Origin of the sequence: Paenibacillus sp. FSL H3-0310 (assembly GCF_038002785.1) — a bacterium.
Classification (GTDB): domain Bacteria; phylum Bacillota; class Bacilli; order Paenibacillales; family Paenibacillaceae; genus Paenibacillus_AQ; species Paenibacillus_AQ odorifer.
In genome coordinates this window covers 830,160-848,191 of record NZ_JBBODC010000001.1, presented here as the reverse complement: position 1 = coordinate 848,191, position 18,032 = coordinate 830,160, and the positions used below count along the sequence as shown (strand labels likewise).

At 44.4% G+C, this 18,032-nt stretch carries 18 protein-coding genes; 4 read left to right on the top strand and 14 right to left on the bottom strand.

The genetic code is table 11. The features are described from left to right. Nucleotides 1-120: 120 nt before the first annotated feature. From MHH63_RS03875 to MHH63_RS03850, 6 genes are all read right to left on the bottom strand, one after another. Complete coding sequence (locus MHH63_RS03875; RefSeq protein WP_155288182.1) at nucleotides 121-258, bottom strand: hypothetical protein; 138 nt, start codon at nucleotides 256-258, stop codon at nucleotides 121-123. Nucleotides 259-625: 367 nt separating this feature from the next. After that, nucleotides 626-1,075 (bottom strand): hypothetical protein, encoded by a 450-nt coding sequence (locus MHH63_RS03870; protein WP_036677637.1) that lies wholly within the window; start codon nucleotides 1,073-1,075, stop codon nucleotides 626-628. Between the two features lie 48 nt (nucleotides 1,076-1,123). Then, a complete protein-coding gene (locus MHH63_RS03865) occupies nucleotides 1,124-1,633 on the bottom strand; it encodes a type 1 glutamine amidotransferase domain-containing protein (protein WP_076105448.1) in 510 nt (169 codons plus the stop codon). A gap of 150 nt (nucleotides 1,634-1,783) precedes the next feature. Further along, on the bottom strand, nucleotides 1,784-1,939 hold the full coding sequence (locus tag MHH63_RS03860) for a hypothetical protein (protein ID WP_175617366.1): 156 nt from the start codon (nucleotides 1,937-1,939) through the stop codon (nucleotides 1,784-1,786). A gap of 134 nt (nucleotides 1,940-2,073) precedes the next feature. Then, nucleotides 2,074-2,517 (bottom strand): D-aminoacyl-tRNA deacylase, encoded by a 444-nt coding sequence (gene dtd, locus MHH63_RS03855; protein ID WP_036677641.1) that lies wholly within the window; start codon nucleotides 2,515-2,517, stop codon nucleotides 2,074-2,076. A gap of 21 nt (nucleotides 2,518-2,538) precedes the next feature. Next, nucleotides 2,539-4,719 carry a RelA/SpoT family protein gene (locus tag MHH63_RS03850; protein WP_036677643.1) on the bottom strand — a complete coding sequence of 727 codons (2,181 nt, stop codon included), beginning with the start codon at nucleotides 4,717-4,719 and terminating at the stop codon, nucleotides 2,539-2,541. A 313-nt stretch (nucleotides 4,720-5,032) separates the two neighbouring features. Between MHH63_RS03850 and uraA the strand changes: the two genes are divergently transcribed. Further along, the gene (gene uraA, locus MHH63_RS03845; RefSeq protein ID WP_340976741.1) at nucleotides 5,033-6,346 is read left to right on the top strand and encodes a uracil permease; all 1,314 of its coding nucleotides are present in this window, start codon (nucleotides 5,033-5,035) and stop codon (nucleotides 6,344-6,346) included. A 252-nt stretch (nucleotides 6,347-6,598) separates the two neighbouring features. On the opposite strand, the gene MHH63_RS03840 is transcribed toward uraA, so the two are convergent. The 6 genes from MHH63_RS03840 to MHH63_RS03815 all read right to left on the bottom strand — a co-directional run bounded on the left by MHH63_RS03840 (nucleotide 6,599) and on the right by MHH63_RS03815 (nucleotide 13,463). Then, a complete protein-coding gene (locus MHH63_RS03840; protein ID WP_036677647.1) occupies nucleotides 6,599-7,117 on the bottom strand; it encodes an adenine phosphoribosyltransferase in 519 nt (172 codons plus the stop codon). A 204-nt stretch (nucleotides 7,118-7,321) separates the two neighbouring features. Further along, on the bottom strand, nucleotides 7,322-9,724 hold the full coding sequence (gene recJ / locus MHH63_RS03835; RefSeq protein WP_341171224.1) for a single-stranded-DNA-specific exonuclease RecJ: 2,403 nt from the start codon (nucleotides 9,722-9,724) through the stop codon (nucleotides 7,322-7,324). 29 nt (nucleotides 9,725-9,753) lie between these two features. Beyond that, nucleotides 9,754-10,704, bottom strand: a complete 951-nt coding sequence (locus tag MHH63_RS03830) for a cation diffusion facilitator family transporter (RefSeq protein WP_036677651.1) — start codon at nucleotides 10,702-10,704, stop codon at nucleotides 9,754-9,756. Nucleotides 10,705-10,847: 143 nt separating this feature from the next. Further along, on the bottom strand, nucleotides 10,848-11,750 hold the full coding sequence (gene secF / locus MHH63_RS03825; protein WP_052097271.1) for a protein translocase subunit SecF: 903 nt from the start codon (nucleotides 11,748-11,750) through the stop codon (nucleotides 10,848-10,850). Then, nucleotides 11,740-12,990, bottom strand: a complete 1,251-nt coding sequence (gene secD / locus MHH63_RS03820) for a protein translocase subunit SecD (RefSeq protein WP_036677653.1) — start codon at nucleotides 12,988-12,990, stop codon at nucleotides 11,740-11,742. Before secD ends, secF begins: the two co-directional genes overlap by 11 nt. Before the next feature lie 221 nt (nucleotides 12,991-13,211). Further along, nucleotides 13,212-13,463, bottom strand: a complete 252-nt coding sequence (locus MHH63_RS03815) for a post-transcriptional regulator (RefSeq protein WP_036677655.1) — start codon at nucleotides 13,461-13,463, stop codon at nucleotides 13,212-13,214. Nucleotides 13,464-13,659: 196 nt separating this feature from the next. Here MHH63_RS03815 and spoVB point away from each other — a divergent pair, with 196 nt between their 5' ends. Beyond that, the gene (gene spoVB / locus MHH63_RS03810; RefSeq protein WP_076185511.1) at nucleotides 13,660-15,258 is read left to right on the top strand and encodes a stage V sporulation protein B; all 1,599 of its coding nucleotides are present in this window, start codon (nucleotides 13,660-13,662) and stop codon (nucleotides 15,256-15,258) included. Between the two features lie 4 nt (nucleotides 15,259-15,262). Here the strand turns inward: spoVB and MHH63_RS03805 are convergent, their stop codons facing one another. Beyond that, nucleotides 15,263-16,027: a DUF421 domain-containing protein gene (locus MHH63_RS03805; protein WP_076130399.1), complete on the bottom strand. Its 765-nt coding sequence runs from the start codon at nucleotides 16,025-16,027 to the stop codon at nucleotides 15,263-15,265. Nucleotides 16,028-16,253: 226 nt separating this feature from the next. Between MHH63_RS03805 and MHH63_RS03800 the strand changes: the two genes are divergently transcribed. Together MHH63_RS03800 and MHH63_RS03795 are read left to right on the top strand one after the other, a co-directional pair. After that, nucleotides 16,254-16,646 carry a TIGR04086 family membrane protein gene (locus MHH63_RS03800; protein WP_036677660.1) on the top strand — a complete coding sequence of 131 codons (393 nt, stop codon included), beginning with the start codon at nucleotides 16,254-16,256 and terminating at the stop codon, nucleotides 16,644-16,646. A 94-nt stretch (nucleotides 16,647-16,740) separates the two neighbouring features. Beyond that, on the top strand, nucleotides 16,741-17,580 hold the full coding sequence (locus MHH63_RS03795) for a phosphatase PAP2 family protein (RefSeq protein ID WP_341171223.1): 840 nt from the start codon (nucleotides 16,741-16,743) through the stop codon (nucleotides 17,578-17,580). Between the two features lie 95 nt (nucleotides 17,581-17,675). Here MHH63_RS03795 and yajC read toward each other — a convergent pair whose 3' ends face one another. Continuing rightward, nucleotides 17,676-17,996: a preprotein translocase subunit YajC gene (gene yajC / locus MHH63_RS03790; protein WP_038572999.1), complete on the bottom strand. Its 321-nt coding sequence runs from the start codon at nucleotides 17,994-17,996 to the stop codon at nucleotides 17,676-17,678. Between the last annotated feature and the right edge of the window lie 36 nt (nucleotides 17,997-18,032).

Below are 18,032 nucleotides of genomic sequence, written 5' to 3'. Positions count from 1 at the left end.
AAATCCCTCGCCCTGTTTTATAAAAAAACAGGGACGAGGGATTATCATAACCAATAATACACCACGTGGTACCACCCACATTCCGGATCAGTAAAAATATACTGAAGCCGCTCAAAGCGGTTAACGCCCGCCTACGCGTAAACGGCTACTGATCGCGGCAATCAACACTGCCCACTTTCGCCGTACGTTCTCGGGGAGGTCATTCATTCGCTCATCAACAGAATCCTTGCAGCCAAGCGATACCGGTTCATCATCCACTTAAGTAGATGTCATCCGAATCGACAAGGGATTCTTCTCTGGAGTTGTGGGTTCTCGAATTACTTGGTCCCGTCATCAAAACCATATGATAAAATCGTATATTGTTAATATTCTACTGAACTACTGCATTAAAGTCAAGGAAGTAAAAAGGATGCCTGGTATAAATTTTGACAGCTTCCGAGTTTTTTATTCAGCAATTATATTGTAACAAAAAAAATGACCTGCAGCCGAATGCTGCAGGTCCATCATCATATATTATTAAAAAGGGGGTCATGCCTTTATTATAAACACGCTATATTAAGGAATCATGTACGTAATATTACGATTATATTACATTCCATGAAAGCGGTTTATTTTTAATAGAATACTATTCGAATTGTTCAACATAGGCCCCTTTGCCCCGAAGGATTTCCACAACTTCATTATAATTTTCTTCTGCTATACTTAGCTCCATCACATAACGAAGTTCACTTAAATCCCCATCTTCGAGATCTCCTTCTGCCACGTTCGCACTAACCTGATCTTCATTCACACTATAATGTGTTTCAGGGTCAGCCCGAGTGTCGGAAGCGGCAATGCCAGGAACCAGCATAGCTCCAGCTGCAGGTGTGCTAGCCGTTCCAAGCGTTCCAGTTGTGCCTGCGACTACAGATGCACTATCCAGTGGAATGATTGGAAACAGAATATTACGATCATTGCCGATAGGGTCTGTGAGTGGCCAAACCTCCAAGCCATCCACCTTATAGCTAATCAATGCTGTTTTTGCGCCTTCTGCTTCATTTTCAGTTCTGAAATACGCTTGGATTTTTCTGCTCATTGCCATTACCTCCTTGGATTATAAGACTCTAAAATAAAAAATGCTTATTTATTTCAGGACCTTCAATATTTCACGAACAAATGCAGGCTCATCTTTTGGTGTACGCGAAGTAATGTAATTGCGATCAACCACTACTTCCTCATCCTTAAACTCCGCGCCGGCATTCACAACATCATCCTTCAGCGGAGGATAAGAGGTAATGGTGCGTCCCTTAAGCAAGTCTGCACTGATCAGAATTTGCGGTCCGTGGCAAATAGAGGCGATAGGCTTGCCTGCTTCATTTGCTTCTTTTACAAACTTCAAAATATCAGCATTTTGCCGTAAATTCTCGGGGGAAGAACCACCCGGGATGACAATCGCGTCATAATCACTTGCTTGAACATCGGCGATCGCCTTGTCTGCTGCGTAGGAGACTTCTTTCTTTTTACCTAGCAAGGTCTCCCCTTTTTTCAAACCAATAATGTCAGCTTGATGTCCTGCCTTTATAATTTCATCATAAGGAACCTTCATTTCAGAATCTTCAAAATCATTAGCCAGTAAGAAAGCAACGTTACTCATGTAATAGTTTCTCCTCTCTGTCTTTAGCAATTAATGATGTTCTAATTATTCTTTCTTGTGGTCTATTACCCTTATGAGGATGCTTTCTAACCTTTAATCGGAAAAAAGGCTTCCTTCACAACACCGAAAAAGCCGCATTTTCCACCCGCTTCAGGTACGCGGCAAGAGATTGCGGCTTCTTCCTTTCATCACTAGTGGTTCGGTCTCGCCGTCTAGCTTTTTGGCTAATGCACAGGCTTCCATAGGACTCCCAGTCGGTAGTGCCGGGATACTTCTCCATACCCATGCCTTCTGTGATTGTCTCATTCTTAAACTCCCTGCCTTATGCGTGATATCTGCCTGCATTTAGTTTATCCAGCCCAAAGAAGCTCTATCCGCATAAAAAAAAGATGTCGAAAGTTAGCTCCGGCCAGAAGCAATCTTCGACATCCTCTATTTCGTTAGCTGCGGCTATCCAGAATGAGAGTAACTGGGCCCCAATTGGTCAGCGACACATCCATCATCGCTCCAAATATGCCCGTCTCCACCTGAAGACCTCCAGCTCTAAGCTCTTGATTAAAATAATCATAAAGACGCTCGGCCTCCGCAGGAGCTGCAGCTCCCATGAAATTCGGCCGTCTTCCCTTACGGCAATCTCCGTATAAAGTAAACTGGGACACTGAAAGAATAGCTCCGTTAGTATCCGTGACACTATAGTTCATTTTGCCAGCATCATCTTCAAAAATACGCAGTCCAGCTATTTTATCCGCTAAATATTTGGCATCCTTCTCTGTATCTTCATGGGTAACGCCGACAAGCAGCATCAGGCCATTGCCAATCGCTCCGGTCACTGTCTCATCCACGGTTACTTTGGCGTCCTTACAACGCTGTACTACAACTCTCATCGCACTACTTCGCTCCTTGCCTTATTGCATGATCCGATTCACTGTATATACATCCTTGACTCGTTTCACTTTATCTACAACGGATTGCAGATGCTCCGTATTACGAATAAGGATGGTCATATGAATCATTGCCATCTTATTCTTGTCAGAGCGCCCAGTGACCGCTGAAATGTTCGTTTTGCTCTCGGACACAGCCTGCAGTACTTCATTGAGCAGTCCATTGCGGTCATGGCCTGTAATCTCAATATCCACACTATAGTTTGCTTCCATCGTGCCTTCCCATTCCACTTCAATCACTCTAGCTGCTTCTTCTCCGTCACCTTCACCCGGAATGTTAGGACAATCCTGGCGGTGTACAGATACGCCCCGGCCCCGTGTAACATAACCTACAATGTCGTCACCCGGAACCGGGTTGCAACATCGTGCAAAACGAACAAGTAAGTTTTCAATTCCTTTTACACTAACGCCATTGGTGGGTTGATTTCGTCTCTCGCCGGAAGACTTGATCTCCTTCATCTCTGAAGTAAGCTCCAAGTGGTTAGCAGCTTCTTCCTGCTCCTTGCGCAGCTTCTCCGTCAAACGGGAGGCAATCTGCGAAGCGGTAATCCCACCAAAACCAACGGCAGACAACATATCCTCTACATCATTAAAAGCAAATTTTTTCGCAGCTTCCAACAGTTTTTCATCAGAAATCCACTCGGAAACTTCAACATTCAGGCGCTTCAGCTCACGTTCAATCGCTTCGCGACCTTTTTCGACATTTTCCTCACGTTTTTCTTTTTTGAACCATTGTTTAATTTTGCTTCTTGCGTGAGAGGATTGTGCAATTTTGAGCCAGTCACGGCTAGGTCCGTAAGAATGCTTAGACGTCAAAATCTCAACAATATCGCCCGTCTTCAGCTTGTGATCAAGCGGCACGATCCGCCCGTTCACCTTGGAACCAATCGTACGATTGCCCACTTCTGTATGAATGCGGAACGCGAAGTCAAGAGGCACAGAACCGGCAGGAAGCTCAATAACCTCACCTTTAGGAGTAAATACAAACACGAGGTCTGAGAAAAAATCCATTTTTAGTGATTTTACGAACTCTTCGGCATCCTTAGCTTCATGCTGCAGCTCCAATATTTCGCGAAAGAAAGGCATCCGATTCTCCGGATTAGCATTATTACTGCTGCCTTCTTTGTATGCCCAGTGTGCGGCTATCCCGTATTCTGCCGTGCGGTGCATTTCCCAGGTGCGAATTTGCACCTCAGTAGGCTCTCCGCCTGGTCCTACCACAGTAGTATGCAGAGATTGATACATATTGGCTTTTGGCATAGCTATATAATCTTTAAAACGCCCCGGCATTGGCTTCCATAAGGTATGAATAATTCCAAGGGTTGCATAACAGTCCTTGATATTATCCACAATGATACGAATGGCCAGCAGGTCATAAATTTCATTAAACTGCTTATTTTTTGTGCTCATTTTGTTATAAACACTGTAAATATGCTTCGGGCGACCGGAAAGATCACCTTCAATGCCCATTTCATCCAGCTTGGCACGAATACGGCCAATTACGCTGTCGATAAATTGCTCACGTTCAGCCCGCTTCTTATGCACCAGATTAGCAATCCGGTAATACTGCTGCGGGTTCAAGTAACGAAGCGCAATATCCTCCATCTCCCACTTAATCGCGGAAATCCCCAGCCGGTCAGCTACAGGACAGAAGATCTCCAACGTCTCATAAGAAATACGGCGCTGGCTCTCTTCAGATTGGTATTTTAACGTTCGCATATTATGCAGACGGTCCGCCAGTTTAATGACAATGACCCGGATATCCTGGGCCATAGCAATAAACATTTTGCGGTAATTCTCGTTCTGCTGCTCTTCCTTTGAGCGAAAGCGAATGCGTTCCAGCTTCGTTAAGCCGTCAACAAGCATTGCGCAGGTATCGCCAAATTTAGCGCGGATTTGTTCCAGTGAGACCGTCGTATCTTCCACCACATCATGCAAAAGCGCTGCAACAATAGATATAACATCCATTTGCATATTGACGACAATATCTGCCACCGCCAGCGGATGCAGAATGTATGGCTCCCCCGACTTGCGGATCTGCCCGTGATGAGCCTGATCGGCAAATTCATAAGCTTCCCGGATGCGGAGAAGATCTTTATCTTTTATATAGGCGCCAGCCTTATCAATTAATCGCTCAATGCCCATTCTCGTCGTATCCGATTCCTTTCTATAATAAAATGAACCCGCAACTGTTCAAAAATCTGCAGGTTCCAATCATTTCATTTGTCCAAGCTTACTTACGCCCTTATTCAAAGTTGTCTATAATTATGAGGCTTAAGGAGGATTACGTCAACACTTGCCATCTCATGGTATTCCAGAAGTAAAAGTAATTAAATTCGGACAAATTAATAACACTTGTGAAAATGTTGTTGTAAAAAAGCCAAGTTCTATTTAATCTAGTAAAGGCGGATTTTCGCCGGACAACCTAATATCAGATAAGAAAGAGGAGTGAACTCCATTGCAACGCGAAATTCAAGTTAACGAAAAACTTCCATGGGGCCCAGGCTTTCTATTAAGTCTCCAGCATTTGTTTGCCATGTTTGGCAGTACAGTGCTAGTGCCTAACTTGTTCGGGGTCGACCCTGGAATGATTTTGCTTATGAATGGTATCGGTACATTGCTGTACATTTGGATCTGTCGTGGTAAAATCCCTGCGTACCTTGGTTCCAGCTTTGCCTTTATTGCACCGGTATTGTCAGTACTCAGTCGTTACCCAAATGATCACATGAAAGGATACTCGCTTGCTTTGGGTGCTTTTATCGTCACTGGTATTATATTCGTGCTCGTGGCATTGATCATTCGTTATGCAGGAACCAAATGGATTGATGTTGTTTTCCCTCCGGCAGTAATGGGAGCTATCGTAGCTACGATCGGACTTGAACTTGTACCTGTTGCCGCACGAATGGCAGGACTTATTGCTCCTGAAGGCGTTGCAGTTACAGACTGGACTCCAGATGGCAAAACAATCGCACTTTCTATGGTGACACTTGGTGTAACTGTAATTGGAGCTGTACTCTTCCGCGGTTTTCCAAAAATCATTCACATCCTTATTGGTATCGTCACTGGTTATGGTTTAGCATATATTTTGAAAATGGTGGATACCGCTGCTATCTCTAATGCAAAATTTTTAGCGCATCCTTCCATTGTTACTCCTTCATTTGATTGGAATGTAATATTCACTATTATCCCGGTATCATTAGTTGTTATTGTTGAGCATATTGGACATTTACTTGTTACAAGCAATATTGTCGGCAGAGACTTGGCAAAAGATCCTGGACTTGACCGCTCTCTGATGGGGAACGGGATATCTACAATTATCTCCGGTTTTATCGGTTCTACTCCAAATACAACCTACGGTGAAAATATCGGGGTTATGGCGTTGACTAAAGTATATTCGGTATATGTAATCGGCGGCGCAGCGGTGATTGCTATTCTGCTTTCATTCTCTGGTACTTTCTCCTCCGTTATCGCTAATATTCCAACCCCTGTAATGGGTGGTGTATCCCTGTTGCTGTTTGGTGTAATTGCGGCTTCCGGATTACGTATTTTCGTTGAGCAAAAAGTTGATTTTTCCAAAGCTACGAACATGATCATGGCTACGTTGGTACTCGTTGTCGGAATCAGTGGTACAACCCTTACTATGGGCAACGTTAAACTAAGTGGTATGGCGCTGGCTACAATTGTTGGTATCGTATTGGCATTGTTCTTCAAACTCATTGAAGTGCTTGGACTGTCTAATGATGGCGGAGAAAGTGATAAAACTGCCCATTAATCAATTGTAAAAATAGAATTTTAAAAAAGCTGCTCCAACATCCATTTATGGACTTGGGCAGCTTTTTTTATTAACGCAGATACAAAACAGCAACTCTCCGCCACAAGGCAGACAGCTGCTGTTATTATCTTACATTTTCCAATTAATGTTTAACTTCCACACTTTGCGTCACGCGTTAATCTTTGCACTTTTCAGCATAATTCGAGCGCCGAATCCCCGTTTATTTCCCGGGAAAAGACAAACTTTACAAGATTAATCCTCGTAATTCACCAAGGAAAGAACTTCAACTCCAGAAAGCTTATTACGCCCAGCAAGCTCAACCAGCTCAATCAGAAAAGCAGCACCTACCACTTTACCGCCAAGCTGTTCTACAAGGTTAACCGAAGTAGCAATGGTTCCACCAGTAGCCAATAAATCATCAGCGATCAATACTTTTTGACCAGGCTTGATGGCATCTGTGTGAACAGCAAGGGTGTCCTTGCCATACTCAAGATCATAACCTACCTCTATAGTCTCATATGGAAGCTTCCCGCTTTTACGAATCGGCACAAAACCTACTCCCATCGCATAAGCAAGAGGTGCTCCAACTACGAAGCCACGTGCTTCTGGTCCAGCGATAACGTCGATTTCCAAATGCGCTACGAGAGCTTTCAACGCGTCAATCGCTTGGCGGTAAGCCTCACCGTCTTTAAGCAATGTGGTGATATCTTTAAAACTAATACCTTCTTTAGGGAAATCAGGAATCACACGAATACTATCTTTAAAATCCAAATTTATCATCTCCTATAAGTTTTGTAAGCATAAGCTGCTTTGATTTCAGATCGACAAAACTTGCTTCGTAAAGCTTTGTTTTGTAAGCATAAGCTACAGTGATTTCAGATCGGCAAAACTTGCTTCGTAAGCATTCGCTTTGTTATATGAGCGTTGCATTTTTATACACCATTGGGTACGCTCAGCATCTCATATTCGCATGGATTATGATACGCCTAAACGACGCGATAACATCCAGTCCTGTAACTCTGACAGGCTGCCCTCCATGAAGTATTGCTCCATCTCCGCCATCTGTCCCAGTCTAACAAAATGACTCGATGCTGTCAGACTTTTAGCTACTGGCTGAGTAATAAACGCCACACTTCCCTGACTTCTTTTAATAAAATCAAGCTCCTCAAACACATCAAGCATGTTGTTAAGCATGCGGATACTTAACGAGGACTGGCGGCTTAACCGCAGCAAAACTTCGTTCTCAGGCGTTGCAACTGAGGTGATCGAAGCCAACAGTTTATATAGTATTTTGAAATGATCCCGCGTGGGAGTAATAAGTCGTTCTCGGCCATCCTTGATAGAATGCAATAACGCAATATTATCAGCATTAGGGAAGGTTTGGAGCAGCGCATCCAGTTGTTCAGGAGTCTCCGGCATATCCAGTATGCATAACAGAGAGACATGCCCTGACTCCTGAAGGGGCTCATCCTTAACAGCAGCGCTAATGCCAGCTTCTTTATCATATACCCATAAAGACATTCCTATCAATTCACTTGCAGGCGTACTACGTCCGTTCTGAAACACTGCAGCAGCTCGATACGGACCCGCACCACTATAAGGAAGAAGTAGTTCTCTAATATGTGCGGCTTGCCGTACGGCGTCAGCAGCACCACGAAGATCGAATAACTGGGCATCCTGCACAGATAAATCCTGCAGCATCAGCTGTGATTTGCGTGAGCCATTCCATTCATTGATCGACAGCTCAGCTAACACGTTGATCGTAGTACCCGCCGGTAGCAGCCTGGATAAAGCGCCTTTACCAAACGCCAAGGCTTCAATGCTGTTTTTCCCCTGCTGCAATACAATCTTCAGGTGTTTTCCATCTTGACCCATTGTACGTGTCTCTTTCACGGTAGCCCCACGAATAATAAACTTCGGCAACGGATTAGACATTCCGAAAGGTGCAAGCCTTTCCAATTCTAGCGCGGTCTGCAGTGATAAATCCGAGATTGACACCTCTGCATCAGCGGAAGCAACAGGAACGAAATGCTCTGGCGTTAACACCCCGGACGCATATTCATTTAATGCTGCAGCAAAGGCTTCTAATCCATCCCGATGCAGGCTCATTCCCGCAGCGGCTGGATGACCTCCAAAATGATCCATTAAATCAGAACAAGAAGAAAGTGCAGCGTAGATATCAAGTCCAGGTATGGAGCGAGCAGAACCTTTGCACATTCCGGTCTCTGGATGTATATCCAGAATGATCACAGGCCGATAATAACGCTCCAGTAGTTTGGAAGCCACTATACCTACCACACCTACATTCCAGCCATGATCAGCAAGAACAATGATGTCTGGGATTTCGCCACCCTGTGTCATCTGCTCCAGCTTGGCAGTGGCCTCAACAACAATTCTTTCTACCACCAATTGGCGTTCTTTGTTAAGCAGGTCAAGCTCTCCAGCTAGCTGCTCTGCCTCAGCCGCATGCTCGGTAGTGAGGAGGGACACAGCCCGTCCAGCATGATCCAGGCGACCACTGGCATTGATGCGCGGCGCCATGCCAAAAGCGATATTGACCGCACTCACAGTGCTCATGTTCACACCGCTGACAGCGAGTAAGGCACGAATCCCCGGGAAACTTGAATGCCGCATACTTTCCAAGCCATTTCTAACAATCTCACGGTTCTCGCCAAGCAGCGGCATTAAATCCGCAACCGTTCCTATCGCTGCAATCTCTGCCCATTCTGTGGGAGTCTCTTCCCCTAGAATAGCCTGAGCAAGCTTATAAGCCACACCTACACCCGCTAATCCTTTGAACGGATAAGGGCAATCTGGCAGCTTGGGATTAATAAGCGTATAGGCCTCTGGCAAAAGCTCAGGAGGTTCATGGTGATCCGTAACGATCACATCGATCCCCAGTTCATTAGCGTAAGCAACCTGATGATAAGCGCTAATGCCAGTATCTACTGTAATGATTAAGGAGACACCTTGCTGTAAAGCCCAATCCAGGGCATGATTATGCAGCCCATAACCCTCGTTAGAGCGGTGTGGGATATAAATATCAAAGGAAGCGCCTAAATAGCGCAGCAGATGAATCATAAGTGCTGTGCTGGACACCCCGTCGGCATCATAATCGCCATAAATAAGAATATGTTCTTCATCTTTTAAAGCCTTTCTAATTCTAGGAACCGCTTCAGCCATTCCTTTGAGTAGGAACGGATCATGCTGTTCTTCCTCACTGCCATCCATAAAGCATAGAGCTTCATGAGGCGTGTTCATTCCTCTATTTACTAATAGTGAGGATAAGAGTGGAGAAATAGAAAGGCTCCGGGCCATATCCCTAACTGTGTCGGGATTGGCTGCCGGAGATTGCCATCTTGTTTTTGAATAAAGCAATAGAACTCACCTTTCTCTCACCTTGCAAACTACTGAAGCAACGTAGGAATATCATTATCCGGCAATTCATAATTGCTTTTGTACGGATAGCCGGGATCATAAGGAACAACGTCCATATGCACCTCACCGACATGAACAAACCGGTGCTGCAGCAGCTTCCTAGCGCATTCCGAAATATCCTGTGCTTCCATCACCGTAATCCGCGGATTCACACTGATTTTCACTTGAAGATTCACATAATTCCCTTGCTCAAGTGCCTTCAAATGTTCTACGCGAATGACGCCATGAACACGTTGCACTGTTTCAATAAAATTAGCGGCTTCCTCCGAAGGAAGCTCCTGCGCATTTTTAGTGTTAATAGAGCTAGCAATGAGTGAATAGCCTTTACGAAGAATTAAAACTCCGGTTAAGAGTGCGGCAATAGGATCCATATAAGATAGAGGATGCCAATAGGTACCACCCATGGATAACGAAATTCCGACTAATACTGTGATAGATGTATATAAGCTGAAACGATGACTATTAACATATGCAGCATGACTGCCATCACCTATTTTTTTAAAGTAGCGATATTGATATTGAAAAACAGCTTCTTTAAACACAATAGATACTAAGACAGTTACAAACGCCAGCTGTCCGTGTGTAGATGATTTTCCATCTGTTAAGTCGCGGATTGCAGAGAATGCGATCTGCAGTCCCCCCATAAGAATAAATACCGAAAAAAGTATAGCCAGCAGCGGCTCCTTAGTGCCCCGCCGTTCTTCGATCCGTTGCTTACTCTTTCTCCCTTGCTCAGAGCGCCACGGAAGAATATCCGCCAGTTTAGCTGCTGCATCTGCTCCGGAATACAAAGCATCCCCCATTAATGCCTTGCTCCCTGAAATATAGCCAAAACTCCCCTTAGCTACTGCCAAAGTAACATCGCTAATGATCCCTGTCCAAGCAACCGTCTCGCTTTGCGGTGATCGTTCTTTATTCATACGAGGCCCTCCTTACCAATAGCAAGTAATCTCATGATGATTCAATACACATGACATGACCCTAAAGATTTCGAAAGCCGCGTCGCATTTGACGCGGCTTTCTTAAACGTATAAGAAAAGTAGAACTTCGATGCTAATTTCTTCTAACCTTTATTCGGGCTGCTCTTCACTTTAACCTTCTCACGCTTTTTAAGCACTAACCAGAGTGGACTTGCAATAAAGATGGAAGAGTAAGCTCCGAAGAGCAAACCGATTACCATCGCAAGCGAGAACATCTTAATCGACTCGCCTCCGAACAATAACAGGAAGAACGCCGCAATAAATACGGTAAATGCAGTATAGAGAGAACGCATGAGCGTTTGAGCCACACTTTTGTTCACAAGGTGTTTCAAGTCTTCATAAGTTTTCTGTTTACCAAAACGTAAATTCTCACGGATACGGTCAAAGATAACGATCGTATCATTGATGGAATAACCGATGATCGTAAGCACCGCTACAATGAACGTCAAATCCACTTCCAAGCGGAAGATAGAGAAGAGCGCGACTACGATAAAGGCATCATGGAGCAAGGCCACAATCGATGCCACGGCGAAACGCCATTCAAAACGAATACTTACATAAATAATAATCCCCAGACAAGAAATCAGAACTGCATAAATAGCATTACGTGCCAATTCTTTAGCCATTTCAGTGTCCACTGTGTTAATTTCAAATGATGCTTTGTCATCCAGCTTAAGGATTTCAGCTTTTAGGGCTTCATCTTGAGCCTCATCAAGAACTTCGTCATAACGAATATTCACACGCTGATCACCAAACGAAATCGTCGGTTCATGATCGACATCGATTGCACTAGTTGCAGTCTTAACCTGATCCAAGTTCAAATTCTTGGATAGGGAGATGTCCACATTAGATCCAGCTTTAAAGTCAACGCTGTAATTCAGGCCAAATGTCGCCAGGAAAATCAATCCTGCTACTGTCAATGCGATAGAGAAAATATAGAAATATTTACTCAAATGTACGAAATCAAGCTCTTTCTTAAAGCGCACGGATTTCACTCTCCTTAACACCGAAGCTCTTCGGTTTGTTCAGCTTACCCGCTTTGACAAGCTGGCTAAGCAACCAGTGGGAGAAATAAAGATTCGTGGCGATACTCAGCACGATTTCTACAATCAGCACCAATGCAAAGCCTTTGACCGCACCTGTACCGAAGGCAAACATAACTGCTGCCACAATAATAGTAGTCACATTGGAGTCCATTACTGTCCGGAAAGAGGATTTATTCCCTGCCTTAACGGAGGACAGTATACTTTTTCCACTGCGCATTTCTTCCCTTATCCGTTCGTTGGTAATGATATTGGCATCGACCGCCATACCTATACCCAGAATAAATGCGGCTATACCAGGCAGCGTCAAGGTGAAGTCCGCGAAGACGAAGACCGCAATTAGCGCCCATGTATGCAAGAGCAAGGCAAAACTAGCCAAAAGACCTGGCAAACGATACATTCCGATCATGAAAATAAGGATAATCACAGAAGCCAGCAGACCTGCTCGAATCGTTTGATCAAGCGATTGCTTACCCAGGGTAGCACCCACACTTTGGGAATATTTCTCCGTCAGCTTCAGTGGCAATGCACCTAGGTTAATCGTGTCTGCAAGTTCGCGCGCTTCCTTAATTGTATAGTTACCAGAAATAGAAGCACTGCCATCGGTAAGTACTGCTTGTACCGTAGGGTCAGATAGTTTGTTCTCATCCAAGTAAATTGCGAGATTCTTTCCCAAGAGACGTTTAGTAATCTCTGCAAATTTGTCCTTGTCCTTAATCTTGATGCTGATGATTGGCTGATTCAGGTTATCCCGTCCAACTTCTGCAGCACCTTCAACAAAATCACTACCTACCAGTTCGATTTTGCTGTAAGTTCCCTCAGCGTCACCTTCAGCAGCACTACGGAAAGTCAGAACTGCAGGTTCCTTCATTTTTTTACGAACCTCGGCTTCATCCGTTACGCCCGCAATTTTCAAACGGATACGGTCCGTACCTTCAGTAGTTACCTCTGGTTCACTTGTTCCGAGCGCATTCGCCCGTTTTTCTAAGCTTTCCGCTGTCTTCAGCAGAGAAGCTCGGGACAATGCTGCTCCCGCTTCCATAGGCTCAGCATGATACAAAATCTCAAATCCGCCTTTCAGGTCAAGACCAAGTCTAACCTTGTCCAGCAGTCCAGGAGTAGTAAATGCCATAACGCCTGTCAAAACGAGCACGGTAATAAAAAAGCCCATTAGTCTCTTCATGCTCTAGCTAGTTCCCCTTTCATTAACTCAATATTCCTATTATAGCTACACGCGAAATGACCGTCAATTCACAGCATTGATAGAGCTATACTCACACAAAGAAACGGCCGCCCCTGCTTAAATCAGCAAGACATCCGTTTTAATAGGAGATGTGGAGTTATTATTCTCTTACTTTACTGCTTTATCAGGCAGTTCGCAAAAAGAAATATGTGGTTTATTGTTCAGTTCAACCCCCGATAGGCCGCAATAGTCAAATAATTCATGTAACTATTGGCTTTCAAGGAATAAATGTCGTTTACCAGCTTATGTAGGGGAGGCAAGCCTTCCTTATCATAATTACGGCTGATGCAATCCCAAATATCCTTGCTGGTTACATACTCATAGCCGAGGAGCCGGAATTCTTCAGCTTTGCTGCGGCACATGGCTTCGATTTCTTCACTATGTTGATCATGATTCCACTGTTCCGATTCCACGTGTTGACACCTCCAAAGATCGCTCATGTTCGTATGCTCACCATAGATATTCGACTCTTGTTCTTCGCTTTCCTTCTTCCGTCACAAAAAGTTAATGCCACTAAAACAAGGCATGCCGAGATAGGGGTACAGCATATCCATAAGAATAGACAAGTTCGCCAGCGTTTTATTTCATTTTGGGAAGAAGGCGTGACCTTTGAAGAAACAGAGCTTTATACAAGGAACTTTAATCTTGCTAGCCGCCGGCATCATTAATCGGATGCTTGGATTTATTCCCCGGATTGCTTTACCCCGTATTATCGGAGCAGAAGGTGTGGGTCTGTATCAGCTCGCGTATCCTTTTTTTCTTGTGCTGGTTACTGTCATTACAGGCGGGATTCCACTGGCGATAGCCAAGATGGTGGCGGAAGCAGAAGGAGAGAATCGGCCTGAAAAATCACGGCTGATTTTACGTACTGGACTTGCTCTTAGTATTGGACTTGCAATCTTCTTTACATTGGTTGCTTTGGTAAGTGCCTCATGGGTCTCCAATGTTATCTTAACAGACCATCGAGTTTATTATACGTTTATTGCCATGATCCCAATGATTGGGATTGTCGCCGTATCTGCAATTTACCGCGGTTATTTCCAAGGCAAGCAGAACATGATACCATCGGCGCTCTCCTCCATCTTCGAATCTTTAGTTCGAATATTCTTTATGCTCTGGTTCTCCTGGTTGTTGCTTCCTAAGGGTATTGCTATGGCGGCGGCTGGAGCGATGTTAGGTGTGACGGTAGGAGAAATTGGCGGAATGTTAGCGATTCTGTGGCAATATTATGTCATTACTAAAAAAGATAAAAAGCAGACAAATCCGACTCCAGAGCAACCCGCTCTCGAGCCGGAGGTTATCCCATCTGATACACAAGGTGTGAAAGCCAACTCCCCCATATTACGGCGGTTACTAGGCATATCCATTCCCGTTACGGCAAGTCGGCTTGTAGGCTCTTTTTCTTATCTGCTGGAATCTATTATTACTGTGCGCAGTCTCGCCTTGGCAGGTATAGCCGCTGCTGCCGCTACAGCTCAGTACGGGTCTTTACAAGGGATGGTTGTTCCTTTATTGCTGCTGCCCGGGGCATTAACCTCTTCACTTGCTGTGTCTCTGGTTCCTTCCATATCAGAAGCTGCGGCAAGAAAGGACTTGCCCACCATTCACAAGCGTATGCATCAAGCGTTGCGGCTTGCGCTGGTAACAGGGGCTCCTTTTGCTGTTCTTATGTATATCCTGGCGGTTCCGCTATGCAATTTGTTATATGGTAACGCGGATACAGCTCCTATGCTGAAGCTCATGGCTCCATTCGCCTTGTTCATTTATGTTCAAGCTCCTTTACAAGCTGCGCTGCAAGCTATGGATCGACCGGGCAGGGCACTCATCAATACCTTAATTGGAGCAGTAGTCAAAATCATTCTGATCGTAATACTGGCATCGCAACCTGAATATGGAATTTACGGCGCCATCATAGCCATTATTGTGAACAGCATTCTGGTTACGATGCTTCACGGATACAGTGTGGTCAGTCTGATTTCATTATCTTTAAGAGTAACCGAAACCATAAAAACCTTATGTGCAATGGTCATTATGGGAGCGGGCGTGCATTATGTGTACACTTCCATTCCCATTGCAGATGTACAATGGATTCAATTTATATTTGCCTCTGCGATAGGAATGGTCCTGTATTTCGGAATCAGTCTGTTAGCTGGCCTTATCTCAATTCGTGATTTGGACCGTCTGCCGTTTATCAAACGCAGGCTCTAAAAAGCTATCTGTTGTCCAAACGGTCGACATAAATTCTGCCCTTATGATCTATGGAGCATAGAAATACATTTTTGAAATCAGATACTCCTTTTTGACGAATTTGAGTTCTTAACCAAAATCTGGTTTTTCCAATCATCTCTAAATTCTGATCCTGCACCTTTCCATCCATAATCAGAGGGATTGGAAGTCCTTCATATCTGATCTTATTCTTCGGCAGCTCTATCTTACGGTTCTTGTTCCCTTTATTATCGTCACTCTTTTTATGCTCAGCAGCTGCACTGCTATTGCCTGATGGGTTAGAGGATGAACTCCCCTTCTCTTTCTCGAATACCGTTAGCTGTCCACTAGGCTCCAGGATTGCAAATTCCACGTCAGCAGGACTGGCGATGTTCTGTCCACGCAACTGCTGCAGCAGATCATCAATATTATATCTCTGCCTACGCATTTCGCCCCGGTGCAGCTTGCCGCCAGAAATGAGTATGCTCGGTTTGCCGTCCATTAAAAGTCTGAGCTTTCTGCTCTTAAGACTGAGCTGAGCCACAATTACCTGTATCAACACCAATGTTGCCATCGGAACGACTCCTTCATAGATCGGTCGATTAATGTCCTCAAGCACAAAAACAGCAATCTCAGCAATCATGATGGAGATCGTTAGATCAAATACAGACAGCTTACCTATTTCCCTCTTCCCCATGATGCGCATACACAGGAATATGAAGAAATACATCAGCACGGTCAAGAAAATATGGGTAGAGATATGCTGGAACATATAGCTTCGCTCCCCTCCATTCTCACCCGCAGACTTGTTTCCCCGGGTGGATTAATGTAACCCTATTCTGACCGCTCTGTGCAGGGAACATTCGGAAGCCGGCATATTAATTAATGGTAAAAAGGCTGCAATGCCCTTTCTTGTACTATTGGGGCAAGCCATCCCATACAATGAATAATAACTATGTTGATTCTTTTTCCTCAAAAAAACTTTAGGAGGTTGTACCATGTATTTAATCCGGCGCATGTTCTCGTGGAGAATAGCCAATCCTGTGTTATCTGGCCTATGTCGATCATTCCTTTGGATGCTGATGGGTGCGTTTGTCCTCTCACTTTTGTTATGGGGCAGCAGTCTGAAGGAGCAGGATCTCTCAATGTACACATACATTGTACACGGCATAGCTGCAGCATTCGGAGGACTAACCGCCGGTCGCAGAGCCACGAGCAAAGGCTGGTATCAAGGAAGTCTTACAGGCGCATTTTATGGAATTATCGTTCTGTTGATCGGTTTTTTGGCACTGGACAGCGCACCCTCTGGTGTGGATCTGCTATGGGTTCTGGCAGCTGCAGCAATTGGCGCTCTCGGCGGAATGTTTGGCGTTAATTTACAAAAAAGCTAAAATTATAATTCCATTAAATTCGAAACATTCCTTGAAAATATGTTAAACTGTGATCATCTGACTTCATTAAGAGATCAAGGAGGCTTCGATTGCTTTGTTTTACCAATCAATGAACCATATTGTTTTGTACACAGTTGCATTAGTAGTGATATTAGTATGGATTGGCGCTAAACGTAATCCACTCATGGCATTGGTTGGAATTGGGAAAGAGATGCTGCGATCCTATAAGTTTTTGTTGCTGATTGCAGGAATGTTTGGCGTATTAGCCATAAATAAATATGAACTGCAAATTGAACAAAAAATGCATCTTACCTCTGATTATACGCCGTTTATATTTGGTCTAGAGGGTCATTTTGTCCAAGCCGTTCAGGATATATTCTACAGTCCATGGTTAACACCGATCATCGTCTTTTTCTACATTTTCATGCTTCAGTCTGTTCTAGCAGCATCATTAGGGGTCTATCTGTTAGATAAAAACCGGGTGATGTTATATGCCACCTGCTATGCTATTATTATCAACTATGCCTTGGCGATTCCATTCTATCTTTACTTCCCGGTAAACGAGGTTTGGTCCTATCTGCCAGCGGGCGTCAAATTTACTATGCTGGATGTATTTCCGAAATTCGAACAGGAATATAGACCGCTATCCGGTCTCAATAACTGCTTCCCGAGTCTACATACGTCCATATCTGTTACAATGGCACTTCTGGCCTTCCGTTCAGGGAACCGCCGCTGGATGGCCATCACTAGTATTTCCGCAGTTGTAATCGTCTTTGGAATTTTCTATCTGGGCATTCATTGGCTTACAGATATGATTGGTGGAACCTTGCTAGCTGTACTAGCCTCTACAGTTGGCGTTCAACTCGCCAAATTAACTTTGCGGGGACGTGAAGAGTCGCTTACCGTTCCGAGCCGCGTAACAAATGTACGTTAAAGTTAAACTGCTAAATCTTAATAACCTTAAAGATCAAAAAAGCGGTGTCCTCTCCAATGAGAAGACACCGCTTTTTATGTACTTAAATAACAAGTCTATACTTTCTCTTCGACATCCGTCGCCACAGCGTGGCTGATGGAACCGCGATCAAAAGTCAGCTTAGTTACATCGTTGACCCGCAGAACCACGATATCATCGGAAATCTCCATGATCGTACCGTGAAGTCCTCCAATAGTAACGATTTTATCGCCCTTTTTCAGAGCTTTCAACATTGCGTTACGAGTTTTGGTCTTCTTTTGTTGCGGACGAATCAGCAAGAAGTAGAATACTACAAACATAAGGACAAAGGGACCTACCAGGCCTAGTATACTACCTCCACCACCTGCGCCAGCTGCATATTGAAACGATTGAATCATATTTCTCCCCCCTTTCAAAGTACATTAAAGCATGAC